13 protein-coding genes are annotated in these 16,357 nt (G+C 44.1%); 10 read left to right on the top strand and 3 right to left on the bottom strand.

Going from position 1 to position 16,357, the window contains the following annotated elements:
• From VF500_RS13490 to VF500_RS13480, 3 genes are all read left to right on the top strand, one after another.
• A partial coding sequence (locus tag VF500_RS13490; protein WP_330860170.1) for a sugar porter family MFS transporter occupies window positions 1-1,134 on the top strand: 1,134 nt, incomplete at its 5' end.
• 14 nt (window positions 1,135-1,148) lie between these two features.
• Window positions 1,149-4,487: a DUF5107 domain-containing protein gene (locus tag VF500_RS13485; protein WP_330860169.1), complete on the top strand. Its 3,339-nt coding sequence runs from the start codon at window positions 1,149-1,151 to the stop codon at window positions 4,485-4,487.
• A gap of 14 nt (window positions 4,488-4,501) precedes the next feature.
• Window positions 4,502-6,715, top strand: a complete 2,214-nt coding sequence (locus VF500_RS13480) for an alpha-galactosidase (RefSeq protein ID WP_330860168.1) — start codon at window positions 4,502-4,504, stop codon at window positions 6,713-6,715.
• A 191-nt stretch (window positions 6,716-6,906) separates the two neighbouring features.
• Here the strand turns inward: VF500_RS13480 and VF500_RS13475 are convergent, their stop codons facing one another.
• The gene (locus VF500_RS13475; protein WP_330860167.1) at window positions 6,907-7,905 is read right to left on the bottom strand and encodes a hypothetical protein; all 999 of its coding nucleotides are present in this window, start codon (window positions 7,903-7,905) and stop codon (window positions 6,907-6,909) included.
• Between the two features lie 477 nt (window positions 7,906-8,382).
• Between VF500_RS13475 and VF500_RS13470 the strand changes: the two genes are divergently transcribed.
• Complete coding sequence (locus VF500_RS13470) at window positions 8,383-9,174, top strand: helix-turn-helix domain-containing protein (protein ID WP_330860166.1); 792 nt, start codon at window positions 8,383-8,385, stop codon at window positions 9,172-9,174.
• 18 nt (window positions 9,175-9,192) lie between these two features.
• Here the strand turns inward: VF500_RS13470 and VF500_RS13465 are convergent, their stop codons facing one another.
• Window positions 9,193-9,732 (bottom strand): DUF6265 family protein, encoded by a 540-nt coding sequence (locus VF500_RS13465; protein ID WP_330860165.1) that lies wholly within the window; start codon window positions 9,730-9,732, stop codon window positions 9,193-9,195.
• 167 nt (window positions 9,733-9,899) lie between these two features.
• On the opposite strand from VF500_RS13465, the gene VF500_RS13460 reads away from it, so the two are divergent.
• Window positions 9,900-10,328 (top strand): pentapeptide repeat-containing protein, encoded by a 429-nt coding sequence (locus VF500_RS13460; protein ID WP_330860164.1) that lies wholly within the window; start codon window positions 9,900-9,902, stop codon window positions 10,326-10,328.
• 341 nt (window positions 10,329-10,669) lie between these two features.
• On the opposite strand, the gene VF500_RS13455 is transcribed toward VF500_RS13460, so the two are convergent.
• Window positions 10,670-12,544 carry a M1 family metallopeptidase gene (locus VF500_RS13455; protein ID WP_330860163.1) on the bottom strand — a complete coding sequence of 625 codons (1,875 nt, stop codon included), beginning with the start codon at window positions 12,542-12,544 and terminating at the stop codon, window positions 10,670-10,672.
• A 143-nt stretch (window positions 12,545-12,687) separates the two neighbouring features.
• Here VF500_RS13455 and VF500_RS13450 point away from each other — a divergent pair, with 143 nt between their 5' ends.
• From VF500_RS13450 to VF500_RS13430, 5 genes are all read left to right on the top strand, one after another.
• Complete coding sequence (locus VF500_RS13450; protein ID WP_330860162.1) at window positions 12,688-12,924, top strand: hypothetical protein; 237 nt, start codon at window positions 12,688-12,690, stop codon at window positions 12,922-12,924.
• A 57-nt stretch (window positions 12,925-12,981) separates the two neighbouring features.
• Window positions 12,982-13,542 (top strand): NUDIX hydrolase, encoded by a 561-nt coding sequence (locus tag VF500_RS13445; protein WP_330860161.1) that lies wholly within the window; start codon window positions 12,982-12,984, stop codon window positions 13,540-13,542.
• Window positions 13,543-13,581: 39 nt separating this feature from the next.
• Window positions 13,582-14,313 carry a lysophospholipid acyltransferase family protein gene (locus VF500_RS13440; protein ID WP_330860160.1) on the top strand — a complete coding sequence of 244 codons (732 nt, stop codon included), beginning with the start codon at window positions 13,582-13,584 and terminating at the stop codon, window positions 14,311-14,313.
• A gap of 559 nt (window positions 14,314-14,872) precedes the next feature.
• A complete protein-coding gene (locus tag VF500_RS13435; RefSeq protein WP_330860159.1) occupies window positions 14,873-15,346 on the top strand; it encodes a ribonuclease H-like YkuK family protein in 474 nt (157 codons plus the stop codon).
• A gap of 60 nt (window positions 15,347-15,406) precedes the next feature.
• Window positions 15,407-16,243 carry a sulfurtransferase gene (locus VF500_RS13430; RefSeq protein ID WP_330860158.1) on the top strand — a complete coding sequence of 279 codons (837 nt, stop codon included), beginning with the start codon at window positions 15,407-15,409 and terminating at the stop codon, window positions 16,241-16,243.
• Window positions 16,244-16,357: the final 114 nt, after the last annotated feature.

Below are 16,357 nucleotides of genomic sequence, written 5' to 3'. Positions count from 1 at the left end.
ATTGCCGAAAAATTTGGCCGCAAGCCGGGGCTGATGATCGCCGCGTTCATCTTTGCGGTATCGTCGCTGGCTATTTCGGTATCAACATGGCTTGCCTATTTTATTACCATGCGCTTTGCAGCCGGCGTTGGCGTAGGCATGGCATCCATGCTTTGCCCCATGTACATTGCCGAGATTTCACCGGCCAAGGTGCGCGGACGTAATGTGGCCATTAACCAACTTACGGTAGTACTGGGCATCCTGATCACCAACCTGTGTAATTACTTTTTGGCAGATACCGGCCACAATGCCTGGCGATGGATGTTTGGCTTGGGTACTGTACCGGCAGTAGTTTTTATGCTGGGTGTATTGTTTCTGCCCGAAAGCCCGAGATGGCTCATGAAAGTAGGCAGGAATGAAGATGCCGAAAAGGTACTTTACAAAATAGGCTCCGAAGAATTTGTTGTCTCTACCAAAGAAGCCATTGAAAAGTCATTGAAAGGAGGAACAGGCAAGCAATCATACCGCGCAGTATTTGAAAAGGCTGTACGCCCTGCTGTGCTCATAGGTATCACGCTGGCGGTGTTTCAGCAGTTTTGCGGCATCAATGTAGTGTTTAACTATACCTCAACCATCTTCGCTTCGGTAGGTTCAAGCTTGAACCAGCAGCTTTTTGAAACTGTTTCCATTGGTATAGTTAACCTTGTGTTTACCCTGCTGGCTATGTGGCAGGTTGATAAGCTTGGCCGTAAGCCATTAATGCTCATTGGCTCCTTAGGTTTATCTATATTTTATATCGTGTTGGCCTACCTGCTGCAAAATCACTTGTCGGCAAAACTGGTATCCATATTTGTATTACTGGCTATCAGCACCTACGCGCTTTCACTTGCTCCAATAACCTGGGTGCTTATTTCGGAGATCTTCCCTAATAAAATTCGCGGCGCGGCATCAACTGTAGCCATTGTATCGCTATGGGGAGCCTATTTTATACTGGTGTTCACCTTCCCGATACTGGCTAAGGTGCTGGGTACTTACGGGCCGTTTTATATGTACGCTGGCATCTGTTTCCTGGGCTTTTTGTTTGTACTGCGGAAAGTAAAGGAAACCAAAGGCCAGACTCTTGAAGAGTTAGAAGAAAATTTAATAAGACATTAATAATTGTAAGCTACATGAATAATTTGGATGTAAATGTTTGGGAAGAAAAGGTAATTATCCCAACCTACGGTATAGGCAAGCCCGATAAAAACCCCATGTTTTTTGAAAAGCGGGTTTACCAGGGCAGCAGCGGTAAGGTATACCCTAACCCTGTTATCGAAAAAATTTACGACGAAAAAGAAGATAAGGAATACACAGGACTGTACCTGGAGAATAAATATCTTAAAGTGCTGATCCTGCCTGAGCTTGGCGGCCGCATTCAGGTGGCTTATGACAAGATCAAAGACCGTCATTTTATTTACCAGAACCAGGTAATTAAACCGGCGCTGGTAGGTTTAACCGGTCCCTGGATTTCGGGCGGTATTGAATTTAACTGGCCGCAACATCACCGCCCAAGTACTTTTGAGCCTGTTGACTATAAGATTGAAGAAAACGCCGACGGCAGCAAAACTGTTTGGGTTAACGAGGTGGAGCGCATGTTCCATACCAAGGGTATGGCAGGCTTTACCCTGCACCCGGATAAAGCTTACATCGAAATAAAAGCGAAACTGTACAACCGTTCTGCCCTGCCGCAAACCTTTTTATGGTGGGCAAACCCGGCTGTGAAAGTGAATGACGATTACCAGTCGGTTTTCCCGCCGGATGTGAATGCTGTTTTTGACCATGGCAAGCGTGATGTATCAACGTTTCCGATTGCTACAGGTACTTATTATAAAGTTGATTACTCGCCGGGTACTGATATCTCGAGGTATAAAAATATCCCGGTGCCAACATCATACATGGCTATCAACTCTAATTATGATTTTGTGGGTGGATATGAGCATGACAGTCAAGCTGGCTTACTGCACGTAGCCAATCATCATGTATCGCCCGGTAAAAAACAGTGGACCTGGGGCCATAGCGATTTCGGTGTGGCCTGGGACAGGAACCTGACCGACGAGGATGGCCCGTACATTGAGCTGATGACCGGCATGTTTACCGATAATCAGCCCGATTTTACCTGGCTGATGCCGCATGAAGAAAAGCATTTTACCCAGTACTTTATGCCGTACCGCGAGCTTGGTGTAATTAAAAATGCCACTAAAGATATCTTGCTGGCGCTGAATTATGAAGATGGCAAACTGCTGTTAAAAGTATACGTAACCGGCGAGCAAAATAACCTGAACATCAAACTACAGCACGATGGAAAGGTATTGTTAAGCGAAAAAGCTTCTATTGTACCGGAGCAGGTTTTTGCAAGAGAGATAGCTGTTAAAAATATCGATGAAAACCTTTTATTGCTAACCGTACATTCAGAGGCGGGCAAGGAGCTCATTAAATACGATGCGGCAAGCAATAAGCTTAACAATATTCCGGAAGCTGCCAAACCAGCGTTGCTGCCTGCCGATGTGGAAAATGCTGAGCAGTTGTTTTTAACTGCACAGCATCTGGAGCAGTACCGCCATGCTACCTACAGTCCGGTGCCTTATTATGAAGAGGCTTTACGCCGCGATCCAAAAGATCTCCGTAACAACAATGCCCTGGGTTTATGGTACCTGCGTCGTGGTCAGTTTGCCAAAAGCGAGCCATATTTCCGCAAGGCGGTTGAAACCATTACCCAGCGTAACCCTAACCCTTACGATAGCGAGTGCTATTACAATTTAGGTTTGGCGCTTAAATTCCTTGGTAAAAAAGATGAAGCTTACAAGGCGTTTTACAAAGCCACCTGGAGCAATGCCTGGAAAGATAGCGGCTATTTTTCGGTAGCACAGATCGACCTGGAAAACGGCGATTATGAACTGGCGCTTGACCATTCGTTATTATCTTTAGACAGGAACGCTAACAACAGTAAGGCTTATGTTTTACGTTCGGCGGCCTTCCGCAAACTGGAACGGTTTGAAGAGGCTGTTGAAGTAAGTATTGCCGCTATAAAAAGGGATGCGTTTAACTTAGGTGCTTTGTTTGAGTTGGTTTACGCATACAAAGCTTTGGGCAACGAAGAAAAAGCCATGCACAGCCTTAATGAACTAACCAAACTATCGCGCGGTTATTATCAAAACTACATTGAATACGCACTTGACTATGCCAACGCCGGTCTGTACCAGGAAGCTGCCGATCTGCTTAATTATGCTGTTAATGGCGATGCTACCAGTCCTATGGTGTATTACTACCTGGGCTATTTTGCCGGCCAGTTGGGTAATAATGAGCAGGCATCAGCGTACTTTAAACTGGCTTCGGCGGCTGATTCATACCTGTGTTTCCCCGACAGGCTGGAAGATATCAGTGTGTTGAAATTGGCTGCTGCCCTGGTACCAACAGATGCCAAAGCACCTTATTACTTGGGCAACCTGTTTTACGATAAACTGCAATATGATGATGCCATTGTGACCTGGGAAACATCGGTACAACTGGATGATACTTTCCCTACCGTGTTCAGGAATTTGGGTATTGCATATTATAACAAGCGTAATGATCCGGCCAAAGCTTTAACATGCTTTGAAAAAGCCTTCGCGCTGGATACGTCGGATGCCCGCATCCTGATGGAGCTTGATCAGCTATACAAAAAGCTGAACCGCCCTGCCGATGTACGCCTGAAATTTGTTGAAGCCAACCTGGAAACCGCCAAACTGCGTGATGATGTTTATTTGGAGCGCGCAACACTGTATAACTTTTTAGGAGAGCATCAAGTAGCATTTGAACAGGTAACGCAAAGAACTTTCCACCCATGGGAGGGAGGCGAAGGTAAGGCTTCGGGCCAGTATGTTGCATCACTGGTTGAAATGGCCAAGCAAAACATCCGCGATGGCAAAAATAATGAGGCCATTGAACAGTTAACGCAAGCACAAAGCTATCCGCATAATTTAGGCGAAGGCAAACTGTTCGGTACACAGGAAAATGACATCTTTTATTGGTTAGGTAAGGCCTATGAAAACCTGCAGCAAACCGAAGAAGCTAAGGCTTATTTTGAGAAAGCAGCAGTGGGTTTGGAAGACCCTACAGCGGCTGTTTTTTACAACGATCAGCAGCCTGATAAGATCTTTTATCAGGGTTTAGCTAAAAAATGTCTGGGTGACAGTACATCAGCAGAGCGGATCTTCAAAAAACTGCTTAATTATGGTATCGGGCACATGGATGATAACGTAAAAATTGATTACTTTGCCGTCTCGCTGCCAAATTTGCTCATTTTTGAAGATGATCTGAAGGCAAGGAACCAGGTGCATTGCCACTTTTTACAGGGACTGGGATATCTCGGTTTACATGATTTTGAGCATGCACAAAAGGCCTTTGCCGAAGTTTTGAAACAGGATGCCGGGCACTTTGGTGCGAGGATCCATCAAAATATGATAAACCAAATTACCGAAGTAGCCGGTTAAACCAAAAATCACACGTGAGAACTACTCAAAGAAAAACTTTACCACTGGGCCTGCTTTTTGCAGGCTCAATGCTGTTGGCCGGCAGGGCAGCAGCACAGGATGTAACCATCCCTGTTGAAACCCAGCACAACGCTATCGTGCTGCAAACTGATGCCGAAAAACACCTGAACATGGTGTACCTGGGCGCAAAGCTTGCTAATACAGCCGAGTATGCCCGCATTCAGAAAATGTACAAACAGGCCGATGATTCAGGTGTACAGAATGATGTTTATACGCCATCAGGATCGGCCAGTCTTGGCGAGCCTGCCATTACCGTTACCCATGCCGACGGTAATAAATCATTAAACCTGGCCTATGTAAGCCATACGGTAAGTAAGGTTGATGATGATATCTCATTATTGGTGGTTACCCTTAAAGATCCTGTTTATGATTTTGAAGTAAAGTTGTATTACAAAACCTATTTTAAAGAGGATGTTACCGAACAATGGTCGGTGATCAAGCACAACGAAAAGGGGATAGTGACGCTTAACAAATATGCTTCGGCCAATTTAAACCTGAAGGGTAACACCACAGGTGGTTTCTGGTTGAAACAATACCACGGCAACTGGGCCATGGAAGTGCAGCCTGAAGAAGCCCGTTTAACACACGGCATAAAAACTATCGACAGCAAGCTGGGTACCCGTGCCAACCTGTACGAGCACTCGATGTTTGCCATATCGCTGGATAAGCCGGCTACCGAAGATGAAGGAAAGGTATTTTATGGAGCTATGGAATGGTCAGGCAATTTCAGGGTTGATTTTGAACTGGATGTTGCCAACAACCTGAAAATTATTGCAGGTATTAACAATGCTGCTTCTGAATATCATTTAAAACCTGGTGCTGAGTTTACTACGCCTGCTTTCCTGTATACCTACTCTGATCATGGCAAGGGTGATGCCAGCCGCAAACTGCAAAGCTGGGCCCGCAAATATAAAATTGTTGACGGCGAAGGTTCGAGGCTTACATTATTGAACAACTGGGAATCAACCTATTTTGATTTTAATGAGAGCAAGCTTGCAGGCTTGTTAAAAGATACCAAAAAACTGGGTGTTGACCTGTTTTTACTGGATGACGGTTGGTTTGGTAACAGCCACCCGCGCAATGGTGACAACGCCGGTTTGGGCGATTGGCAGGAGAACAAACAAAAGCTGCCAAACGGTATCAGCTCATTGGTGAAAGAGGCGCAGGCCAACGGTGTAAAATTCGGCATCTGGATTGAGCCGGAGATGGTTAACCCTGCCAGCGATCTGTACAAAGCCCACCCTGATTGGGTGATCAAACAACCAAACCGTCCTGAAAAATACTTCAGGAACCAACTGGTGCTTGATTTAGCCAACCCTAAGGTACAGGATTTTGTATTTGGCGTAGTTGACGGCCTGTTTACCAAAAATCCCGATTTGGCTTATATTAAATGGGATTGTAATGCGGTTATCTACAATGCTTATTCGGCTTATTTGAAAAAAGACCAGTCGCACATTTATGTTGATTATGTAAATGGTTTGTACAACGTATTAAAACGCGTTCGTGCTAAATATCCTAAAGTGCCTTTGATGCTTTGCTCAGGTGGTGGCGGCAGGGTTGACTACGGTGCGTTACAATACTTTACCGAGTTTTGGCCAAGTGATAATACCGATCCGCTGGAGCGTGTGTTTATCCAATGGGAATATTCATTCTTCTACCCGGCTATCACCAGTTCAAACCACGTAACCGATTGGGGCAAACAACCAATTAAATACCGTGTGGATGTAGCTATGATGGGTAAAATGGGCTTTGATATTGTGATAGGCAAGCTAAGCGAAAATGATTTGAGCTTCTGCCAGTCGGCCCTGAAAAATTACGATGCATTGAAAGATGTGATCTGGCATGGCGATCAGTACCGTTTAGCATCACCATGGGATAACGACGCGGCTTCTATCATGTATGTGAATGCTGATAAATCAAAAGCGGTAATGTTCAATTACCTGGTGAACAACCGTTACGGCTCAGGCAGCAAAGTGCCTGTACGTCTGAAAGGCCTCGACCCTAATAAAAAATATCGTGTAAAAGAGATCAATCTTTACCCGGGCACTGGTTCGGTGTTAGGTAATGAAGATTTGACCTTTACCGGCGATTTCCTGATGAACGTAGGTATCAATCCTGAAGCCAGTACTTACCATACCAGTGTGGTGCTGCAGTTGGAAGCGATCTGATAGAGACTGTTTTGATATGATAAATAAGCCCCGAAGCATTCAATTGTTTCGGGGCTTATTTATATTTACGTAGCCTAATAAAAATTATGTCATTGCGAGCGCAGCGTGGCAATCTCGTAGCCAATGTATGTTCGCCCTGTATAGCTACGAGATTGCTTCGTCGTGCCTCCTCGCAATGACATAAAAAATAGTTACCTCAATTTCTTCGTCATATCAAAATGCTCAACTCTCGCCGAACTTAGCAGCAGTTTACTACAGGCGGAGTAAAAAATATAATCCTTATCCTCAGTAATGCCCGGAAGCAATTTGTTGATCACTTTCCCAATCTGCAGGTTCTCACTTTTTACCGCATTGGTATCAGCAATGTTTACCTTGGTTACATAATAAATTACCGGGAACCAACCGTGGCTGTTTTTCTGATTGCCAATCCGGAATATCCTTGGTTCTCCTGCAACACCATCAATTACTACCGGGAAACGGTATTGCTTTACTGTTGCCTCGGCAGCATCCTGGAATAATTTACCTGCGTCGGTATCGCGCAGATATTGCCAGTAATCGTTAGGGGCGGTACATTGTAAAGACAGCTCAAGTGTTAAACGGGCGTCGGCGAAATGCTGTTTGTTGTATTTATCTTTTCCTTGTTCATAAAGTTCGGGCGCCGTTTTACCATTGATCTTATATGTATTTACGTTTACCGAGGTTAGCTTCCAGCCATAATTGTATTTGGCATACATAGCGGTTATCATTTCCTGGTTAGGCAGGCTTTTATCCTTTGGTAAAAACAGGGCAATATACATTTCATGGGTAACGCCATTATAGATCATTTTATAGCTGTTAATACCTGCCGACAGATTGCTTACCGTATCGGTATTGCGATGTTGGTTTACGATATAATATTCATCGTAAATATCATAATCGGTGGTTTTTGCCGCGTTGCCTACCAGTTCAATTTGCCTGAGGTTCGATCTATCATCCAGCATCTCCTGCGATTCCATGTTGCTGATATCATCAGCGTTGTTACTGCGCAGGTCGTGAAGTAGTTGTTCATTAAGTTTGTGAAAATCGTCGCGTTTGCCTCCGGGGATCTGGTCGTTTCGCCAGGCTCCGGGCCGTTTGATACAGCTTTGTAATGATATAGTTAATAAAGCAAAGGAAATGAGCTTAATTGTGTTTGGGTATAGGGTTTTCATATTACCCGTAATGATATAAAAAAACGGTGAAAATTACCATCTCACCCAGATAGCAAAACATGATTTTACTGTTGATACTATTACCACAGGGTTCAGAAGATGAGGATCGATTGGAAATCTTGGTTAAGAAAACCATGTCATACGAGGAGGAACGACGAAGCAATCTCGTAGCTATACATATCGGATATGCACTGGCTACGAGATTGCCGCGCTGCGCTCGCAATGACATGGTTTTAATTAAAATAGAGATAATTTCATTTTCAGAACACCTGTTACGTTATCACAAAAGCCGGCAAATGACTTTCTGAAAGTTGACAAGACTGACATTTTATTAAACAATCCTGCCAGTATAAAATAAATGGCTGTTTGTATCATAAAAAATGGTTTCTTTTGAATCGGCCATTTCACAACCTGCGGCTATATCATATTGCTTGCCGGGTGTATTACAACGCCCGGTAAAGAGGAACGAAAATTTGCATGGAAAACTTGAGTGAGATTTTTGACTTGGAATACTTTTTTCACCTGTCGCCCGATTGGTTGTGTGTGGCCGGGTTCGACGGTTACTTTAAAAAAATTAATCCGGCTGTTTCAAGAACCTTAGGTTATACCGACAGCGAACTGTTTGCAAAGCCTATCGATTCGTTTGTTTATCCTGAAGATAGGAGCATCACCGCCAGTAAGCGGGAGAGTATCAAAAAAAACAATCCGCTATATAATTTTGAGAACCGGTACGTAACCAAAAGCGGCGAAATTGTATGGCTTTCGTGGACATCGATGCCTGTAAAAAGCCAGCAGCTCGTTTTTGCCATCGCCAAAAATATTACCGATAAAAAGAAGCTGGAAGAATTTAGCAGGACCTCGTTGCTGTCGGCGCGAAACAGCGAAATATTGAAAGGGGGAGACCTTACCCGTATAGACCTCCTCAAGCCGATCAGTGAGCTTTCCATTGCCGATCAGCTATGGCTTTATGAACTTGAAACGCTGGTAAGAAAATACATTGGGAAAGTTGATTTGGGCATTGTGTTGCTGAGTAGCGAGATGGGATTAAGTGAAAGGCAGCTGCACCGGCGCATAAAAAATACCACAGGGGTTACACCCAATAACTACATCCGGAGGATCCGTTTACAGATGTCGATGGAAGCGATCAACAGTGGTAAATACCGCACCGTGGCCGAAATATCTTATGTTGCGGGTTTTGAAACCCCTGCTTATTTCAGGAAACTGTTTAAAGAATTTTATGGCCGTGATGTGGCCGAATTACTGCAATAATATAAAAAAGCTCATTTTTTATTTAACCCTTTTCATCGGGAACTGTATCGCCTTGAGCTTGCCTTTCCTTAGCCCTGATATTTCGGCGAGCAGTGAATCTTTTGTTATTTGGGTATAGGTTATCTTTTGAGGGAAATCATGTTCCGGGTTTTCAAACACCAGTTGTTTTTTGTTGGATGAAGTAAGCGTAAAAGTTACCGCTTTGCCGTTGTTTTGATTTTTTACTGTTGGGATATAGTAAAGCTTACCGGCGTGTTGCTCCAGCCTGATGTGCTCGGATGATACCGTGTCTGTGCCTGCTAATGAATAGCTTCTGCCAAGAAATGTGGAATCATTAAGCTTGTTCCAGGTTTCGGTATCCAGTGTTTTTGCCGATTGATTTCTCCAGCTGCCGATAAGCCATTTGGCTTGCGCGATTGGGTTGGATTTTTGTTGGGCATAAGAGCCCGTATAAGTAAGTGTAATGCAGGCTAACGTAAGTAACTGCGATTTAAAATGACGGGACAGGATCATGAGTGGCGAATATGAATTGAAGATACAAAACTTATAAATCAGCATAAACTAAAATTTCACGTAAAGGCGCTAAGCCACAAAGGTTTTAACTTAGCGCCTTTGCGGCTTTGTGTGAGAATAACCTTGTCGCAAATGCACCCTTTATTTGTCGCGTACGTAGCTCTGCGAAGCCGTTCATTTTTAAGATATTTGATGGATCTAACAACAAAACCATGGAAAATTCAGCAACTAACAGCACTGAGGTTATCACCATAAAAGAAGCTCAAAAGATACTTGATGTTAAATGTGCCATGCTCAACGGTTCAACCTTTGAGCAAATGATGATGAACAATGCCAGTTTTAAGGATGTATCTATAACTGGGCTTAAAATTGAAGATGCAAACCTGAGCGATCTGGAAATAAAATACGCGCAACTTGGCGGGGCTTACATCCATGATATTGGCATGCCGCCCGAAGGTCATCCCGGATATGATCCCGCCGTGAAACAGCGCCCGCTTAAATTGGAGAACTGCGATTTGCAAGGCAGCACCATAACCGATTGTAATCTTAGTGATGTGAATATTACAGACTGCAACCTGAACGGTATGAAAATTAACGGTATTGATGTGGCTGATCTGCTGAAGGCATACCAACAGAAATAGGGGGGACTTTAAGGAGCTGTTTGAAATCTAATAAAAAGACCGTCATTGCGAGTAACCATCAGGGAAATCCTGAAAAAAAATGTAATGACGTGTAAAAAAAACACTATTGATAATCAATAACTTACAATCACGTCATTATAAGGTACGAAGCAATCGCGAACTTTACAGAGCGGCTTGCAAAGCTGCTCCGCCTGTTGGGGATTATTAATAATTATAATTTGATTTTTATAGGTATTAATGAGCTCCCTCCGGTCGGTTGTCTTCGTACTTCGCAATGACGTTTTTTTTAGGCTATCATATTAGCGGCTTTTGACTTTCTGCATTCAGCTTTTAGCTTTCAATTATTTAGCACTTGTCCATACATTATCCTTTTTGTTACTGTCTGGATCATAGGTGGTACCTAATACTAATTTTTTAACAGCTTTTTTGGCAGTAAAATCAATCTTGGTTGTTTTATTCCCTGTGGCCCAAACAACAATACTTTTATGTACCAGTTCGGTAGTGCCGTCTGTATAATAAACAGTTAAGTTTACGGGGATGGGCTTACTGCCAACTTTGGTGATGGTGGCACTGTACTTTAGCCCGGTGTTAGTTACTTTACCAATAGCCAGATCGGTTACACCATTATCAAAGAACCAGGCTTTCCAAAACCAGTTAAGGTTCATGCCCGAACCGGTGTTCATACAATTGAAAAAATCATGAGGCATGGGGTGTTTGCCGTGCCATTGCGCTATGTAGTAATGCAGGGCTTTGGTAAATAGCTCATCGCCAAGCATATCTTTTACATATAAATAGCCCAGGCCCGGTTTGGGATAGCTGTCGGTAAAGCTTGCTGCTCCGGTTAGCATTGGTGTAAGCGTCATTACAGGTACGTCAACCTCATGACCGGCAGTTTGTTCAACAGCAGAAACGCCGTACGGATCAACAATTGAAGGGGCTATCTCCGGACTCACCAGCCATTCGCCTATGGTTGCCCAGCCTTCGTCCATCCAGCCGTATTTGGTTTCGTTAATACCCATATAAAACGGGAACATGGTATGGAAGATCTCATGATCGGTAAGCTCAATGGCATCTGCTTTATCTTCGAGCGGGTTATCATTCACCATCATAGGGTACTCCATCTGATCCAGACCGTCAAAAACGGTTTCATGTTGGTATGGATATGGCCACTTAGGGAATTTGTAGCTCATAACCTCAACCGTTTTGCGGGCGTAGTCAACTACCGCATAATAATCCTTGTGCTTTTCGTTAAACACAGCATCAACGCGGGTACGCCGGCCGGTTTTAGGATCAACCACCAGGCTCGATGCTTTCCATAAGTAATGATTGCTGGTAGCAAAAACAAAATCGGTAACGCTATCGGCCTCAAACTTCCAGGTATTGGTTGGATTGTTTTTGGTGATATTGCCTGCTTTAACATCATCTTCGGTAATGATATCTGTTACTTTATCACTCGCGCCGGCATCTGCAATACGTTTAACTATACGGCTGTCATAAACGTCGTCGGCATTTTTCAGATCGCCGGTTGCCCAAACCTTATAATCGCCGGGTACGGTGATCTCTGCGCTGAAATGGCAAAAGTCGTTGTAAAACTCCTGTGCGCCAACATAAGGGTAATCGTTCCAGCCATCAATATCGTCATAAACTGCTACGCGAGGAAAGAAGTAGGCGATAAAGAACGCCCCTGTATCAACCTGACCTGTGCGGATATGAGAGCCCTTGTTTAATGTGTAAGCATAGCTGATGTCAAAATGTACTTTTTGTTTTGGAGCGATAGGAGATACCCGTAGCGTCATATTCGTGCCGTTGATACGGCGTTTGGTGCTATCCTGTGTTTTGTTATCAATGCTCAAACTGCTGATATGCACCCCATCGGTAAGGTCGTCTGCGGAAACCGCCATTTGGCGTACCGATCCTTTTTTATATAAGTTAGGGTATAGTTTAAATTGTACCCGCTTTAATGTATCAGGACTATTGTTAAAATAATCGATACCAACGGTGCCGCTCACCAGGCGGGTTTTAGGGTCGAAATTTACTTTGATCTTATAGTCGGCGGTGTTTTGCCAGTAATTTTTGCCTGGTGCCCCGGTAGCTGTTCGTGTTCCTTTGGTGTAGGTATTTTGCAGGTTTACGGCTATGGGTAAGGTTTGCTGGGCAAATGTTGTAGTACTGCCCAATAATAAAATAAAAGGCAATAATTTTTTAATACTGATCATTTATGCGGATATATATGAGTTATATTTGAGGTAAATATAAATAAACCGTTGCAGAACCCGGTAAGCGATAATTTTGTATCGCCGGTACGTTACAGCGCAAATTAGCACGGTTTTGAGTAGTTTACCATTTTTAAATAGTATCCATGACTGCCGAAAAAATGATCATTGTAACCGGTAAGCAATACCTTGAGCTGAAACAAAGCTTAGAAAGCGGAGAGGGGCTTACCTATAATATAGGCACCGATAAACACCCCGAAATAGTGAGGATCACTAACATTTATATGGATACTGATCCCGACTTTACCCGCAACCCGCGCCAGTTTGCCCGGATGCACGAGGACCTGAATGTGCAGGTTAAGCTGGAGTATCTGGCGGAATAGATAAACTTTTCCAAGGCAATTATTCCCAATCTAATCATAATCGTTTATTTTTAGGCCATGCATCACCCTGAAGATAACCCCTGGAAAATAACGTCCCAAAAAAACATCTACGATAATCCCTGGATCAACCTAACCGAATACCAGGTTATTAATCCCTCCGGTAATCCCGGTATTTACGGTAAGATACATTTTAAAAATGTGGCTATCGGTGTTTTACCCTTAGATGCTGAGCTAAATACATACCTGGTAGGGCAATTTAGGTTTGCACTAAATCAGTACAGTTGGGAAATGCCGGAAGGCGGAGGCCCCGAAGGGACAGATCCGCTGGAATCGGCCAAACGCGAATTACTGGAAGAAACCGGCTTAAAAGCTTCACAATGGACAGAGATCCAGCGGCTGCACCTCAGCAATTCGGTAAGTGATGAGTTGAGTATCTTATACCTGGCCCGTGGCCTTGAACAGTTTGAAGCCGAGCCTGAAGAAACCGAACAGCTGATCATCAAAAAATTGCCTTTTGCTGAAATTTATCGTATGGTTTGTGATGGTGAAATTACAGATTCCATGACTGTAGCGGCGGTGCTTAAAGTACAACTGCTGCTTACAGAAAACCGTTTGTAAATTACCGCTTTACTGAAAAAAATATAACTTTGCCCGTTGATGAAAAAGTTATTAGGCTATATTTTAACACCGTTTACCGCTATTGCATTTTCCTTGTCCCTGGTTATATTTCATCCTATACAATGGATCTGTTTTCGCGTGTTTGGGTACTCGGCACATAAAAAGGCTGTTGATATATTAAATTTATTCCTGTTGCGCACTTTTTATATACTGGGCGATACGGTAACTTTTATCAATGAGCAAAATTTACCTTTGGGCAGGCCTATTATATTTGTGGCCAATCACCAGAGCCTGCTCGATATCCCGCCGCTCATCTATTATCTGCGTAAATACCACGCCAAGTTTGTTTCTAAAATAGAACTCACCAAAAATATCCCCTCCATCAGCTATAACCTTAAACATGGCGGAGGTGCTAATATCGACAGGAAAGACTCCCGCCAGGCCATGACCGAAATGATGAAGCTGGGTGAGCGAATGAAAGCCAATAACTGGTCGGCAGTGATTTTTCCGGAAGGCACCCGTTCAAAGGATGGTACGGTTAAAGCATTTCATTCGGCCGGGATATCCATGCTTTTAAAAAAATGCCCCGATGCGCTGCTTGTACCCATAGCGATATCCGATGCCTGGAAGGTTATGAAGTATGGTTATTTCCCCCTCAATACTTTTACGCCGGTAACCTGGACGGTACTGGAACCTATTGAACCCGGCAAAACCCCCGCTGCCGAACTGGTGCTGGAAGCTGAGAACAGGATCAAGGCTGCTTTGGCTTGATTTCGGATCTCGGAATTTCGATTTCGGAATTTTTATTAACTGACTAATGTTGTCATTGTCGTCTTAAGTGTTCGGAAGGCGCAGGTCAGTTGAAGACGTTGTTTTAAAAAACCATGTCATTGCCAGGAGGAACGACGAAGCAATCTCGTAGCTGTGCAGATCGGATATGCATTGGCTACGAGATTGCCGCGCTGCGCTCGCAATGACATGGTTTTTATTTCGCCTCTCCCCTGATCGAAGTTTAGCGACAGCGTAACTTCGTCCTAAAATGTGTTAAAATCAGCTTAACTGTACTTCAACTTACTTTTCTATCCCGCAAGCGGAATGCTTGCCCTGTTTTAAGTCGAAGTTACGCTGTCGCTAAACTTCGTCCAGTTATAGACGTCAACATCTCAATTCCGAAATCCCAAATTCGATATCCGAAATACAATTAATCTGTTAATAATCAGTTAAATGTTAACAAATAAATCACATCATATTTACGTTAATATGAAACGTTATCGCTTATTTTTATAGACCCATAAAAGAGGTCGCCTAAAATTTACCTAAAATAATTTTTATGACCTGGAGAAAATTCAGCGGCGAAGTAATCCAATCGCCCATTATGGAAGAGGTTGAAAAAGCAATTGAACGCGAAGCCCTCCTCGGAAACAAGCTCAAAGTATGTATCGGCACCGACTCACAAGTTAAAGGGGCTGTAACAGATTTTGCAACCGTGATCGTGTTTCTGCGTGAAAAACGCGGCGCTTTCATGTTCATACACCAGGAGCGTACTTCGCAAAAAATGAGCATTAAAGAAAGGATGCTGAGCGAAGTTCAGAAGTCTATCGACATTGCTTACAAGCTTTGCGATTTGCTCGACCTGTATGATGTGGAGCTTGAGGTGCACGCCGACATTAACACCAACCCGATGTTTAAGAGTAACGCAGCCCTGCATGAGGCTATGGGTTACATCCTGAGCATGGGCTTTGTGTTTAAAGCCAAACCCGAAGCTTTCGCAAGTTCATACTGTGCAAACAAAATAGTGCAGTAAATTTGCCGAAACTAAAAGCGGTGTATCTATATTTGATATTAAAATATATCAGATATACCTATGTCGCCACTTATTGAAATCAACGACCCGGCTTTAGCCGCACAGGATACTATTCTTATTGATGCCCGCGGAGGGCAGGACTCTTACCAACGTTACCTGGCAGGCCATTTAAACCACGCCATATACGCCGACCTTGATCAGCACCTTACCACTAAACCAGATGACCCCGCCTTTGGCGGCAGGCACCCGCTGCCCAATATACAGGAGTTTGCTGTACTGTTAGGCAACTGGGGCATTACGCCCGGTAGCCGCATAGTGGTTTATGACGATAAATCGGGCGCTTTCAGTGCTTCGCGCTTATGGTGGATGTTGCGCGCAATTGGCCATGAAAATGTACAGGTATTGAATGGTGGTTTACAGGCTGCAAAAGATGCCGGTGTTGAACTAAGTACAGAAGCTTATACTCCAACCCCGGTTGATCCCTACCCGGTAACGCACGAGTATGCAAACACCGTTGAGATAGCTGAAGCCGGCGAAGCTGCACAGGATCCTTTTCGACTGGTAATTGATGTGCGTGAAACCCCGAGATATCTGGGACAAACAGAACCTTTGGATCTGATAGCCGGTCATATCCCCGGTGCATTAAACCTGCCTTATATCAACAACTTAGGCGCCGACGGTAAGTACTTATCTGCTGATGAGTTGCGAAAGGCATACGATGCAGCAATTGGTGACGTAGCGCATGACCAGGTGATTGTTCACTGCGGATCGGGAGTTACAGCCTGTCATACCTTGCTGGGCATGGATTATGCCGGTATCAGCGGCCCTAAACTTTATGTTGGTTCATGGAGCGAATGGTCAAGAAGGGATTTGCCAATAGGGAAGGAAGAAAGGTAGGCTTTTACTCACCCCGGCTGCGCTCCGCTGGCCGACCCTCTCTCCGGCTTTGCCGCAAAGAGGGTAAGAAGAAGATCATTTCGCCGCCGCTCGGCTCCAGCCGAGTGGCAATTA

Source organism: Mucilaginibacter sp. (assembly GCF_036383575.1).
Taxonomy (GTDB): Bacteria; Bacteroidota; Bacteroidia; order Sphingobacteriales; family Sphingobacteriaceae; genus Mucilaginibacter.
The sequence above is the reverse complement of the archived record's forward strand: the minus strand, read 5'-3'. Positions and strand labels throughout refer to the sequence as shown.

Excerpts from the sequence above, each read along its gene's own strand:
- VF500_RS13465 (WP_330860165.1), bottom strand. The coding sequence starts at position 9,732 with ATGCTGATTTATAAGTTTTGTATCTTCAATTCATATTCGCCACTCATG.
- VF500_RS13485 (WP_330860169.1), top strand. The coding sequence starts at position 1,149 with ATGAATAATTTGGATGTAAATGTTTGGGAAGAAAAGGTAATTATCCCA.
- VF500_RS13475 (WP_330860167.1), bottom strand. The coding sequence starts at position 7,905 with ATGAAAACCCTATACCCAAACACAATTAAGCTCATTTCCTTTGCTTTA.
- VF500_RS13450 (WP_330860162.1), top strand. The coding sequence starts at position 12,688 with ATGACTGCCGAAAAAATGATCATTGTAACCGGTAAGCAATACCTTGAG.
- VF500_RS13440 (WP_330860160.1), top strand. The coding sequence starts at position 13,582 with ATGAAAAAGTTATTAGGCTATATTTTAACACCGTTTACCGCTATTGCA.
- VF500_RS13435 (WP_330860159.1), top strand. The coding sequence starts at position 14,873 with ATGACCTGGAGAAAATTCAGCGGCGAAGTAATCCAATCGCCCATTATG.
- VF500_RS13455 (WP_330860163.1), bottom strand. The coding sequence starts at position 12,544 with ATGATCAGTATTAAAAAATTATTGCCTTTTATTTTATTATTGGGCAGT.
- VF500_RS13460 (WP_330860164.1), top strand. The coding sequence starts at position 9,900 with ATGGAAAATTCAGCAACTAACAGCACTGAGGTTATCACCATAAAAGAA.
- VF500_RS13430 (WP_330860158.1), top strand. The coding sequence starts at position 15,407 with ATGTCGCCACTTATTGAAATCAACGACCCGGCTTTAGCCGCACAGGAT.
- VF500_RS13445 (WP_330860161.1), top strand. The coding sequence starts at position 12,982 with ATGCATCACCCTGAAGATAACCCCTGGAAAATAACGTCCCAAAAAAAC.
- VF500_RS13470 (WP_330860166.1), top strand. The coding sequence starts at position 8,383 with ATGGAAAACTTGAGTGAGATTTTTGACTTGGAATACTTTTTTCACCTG.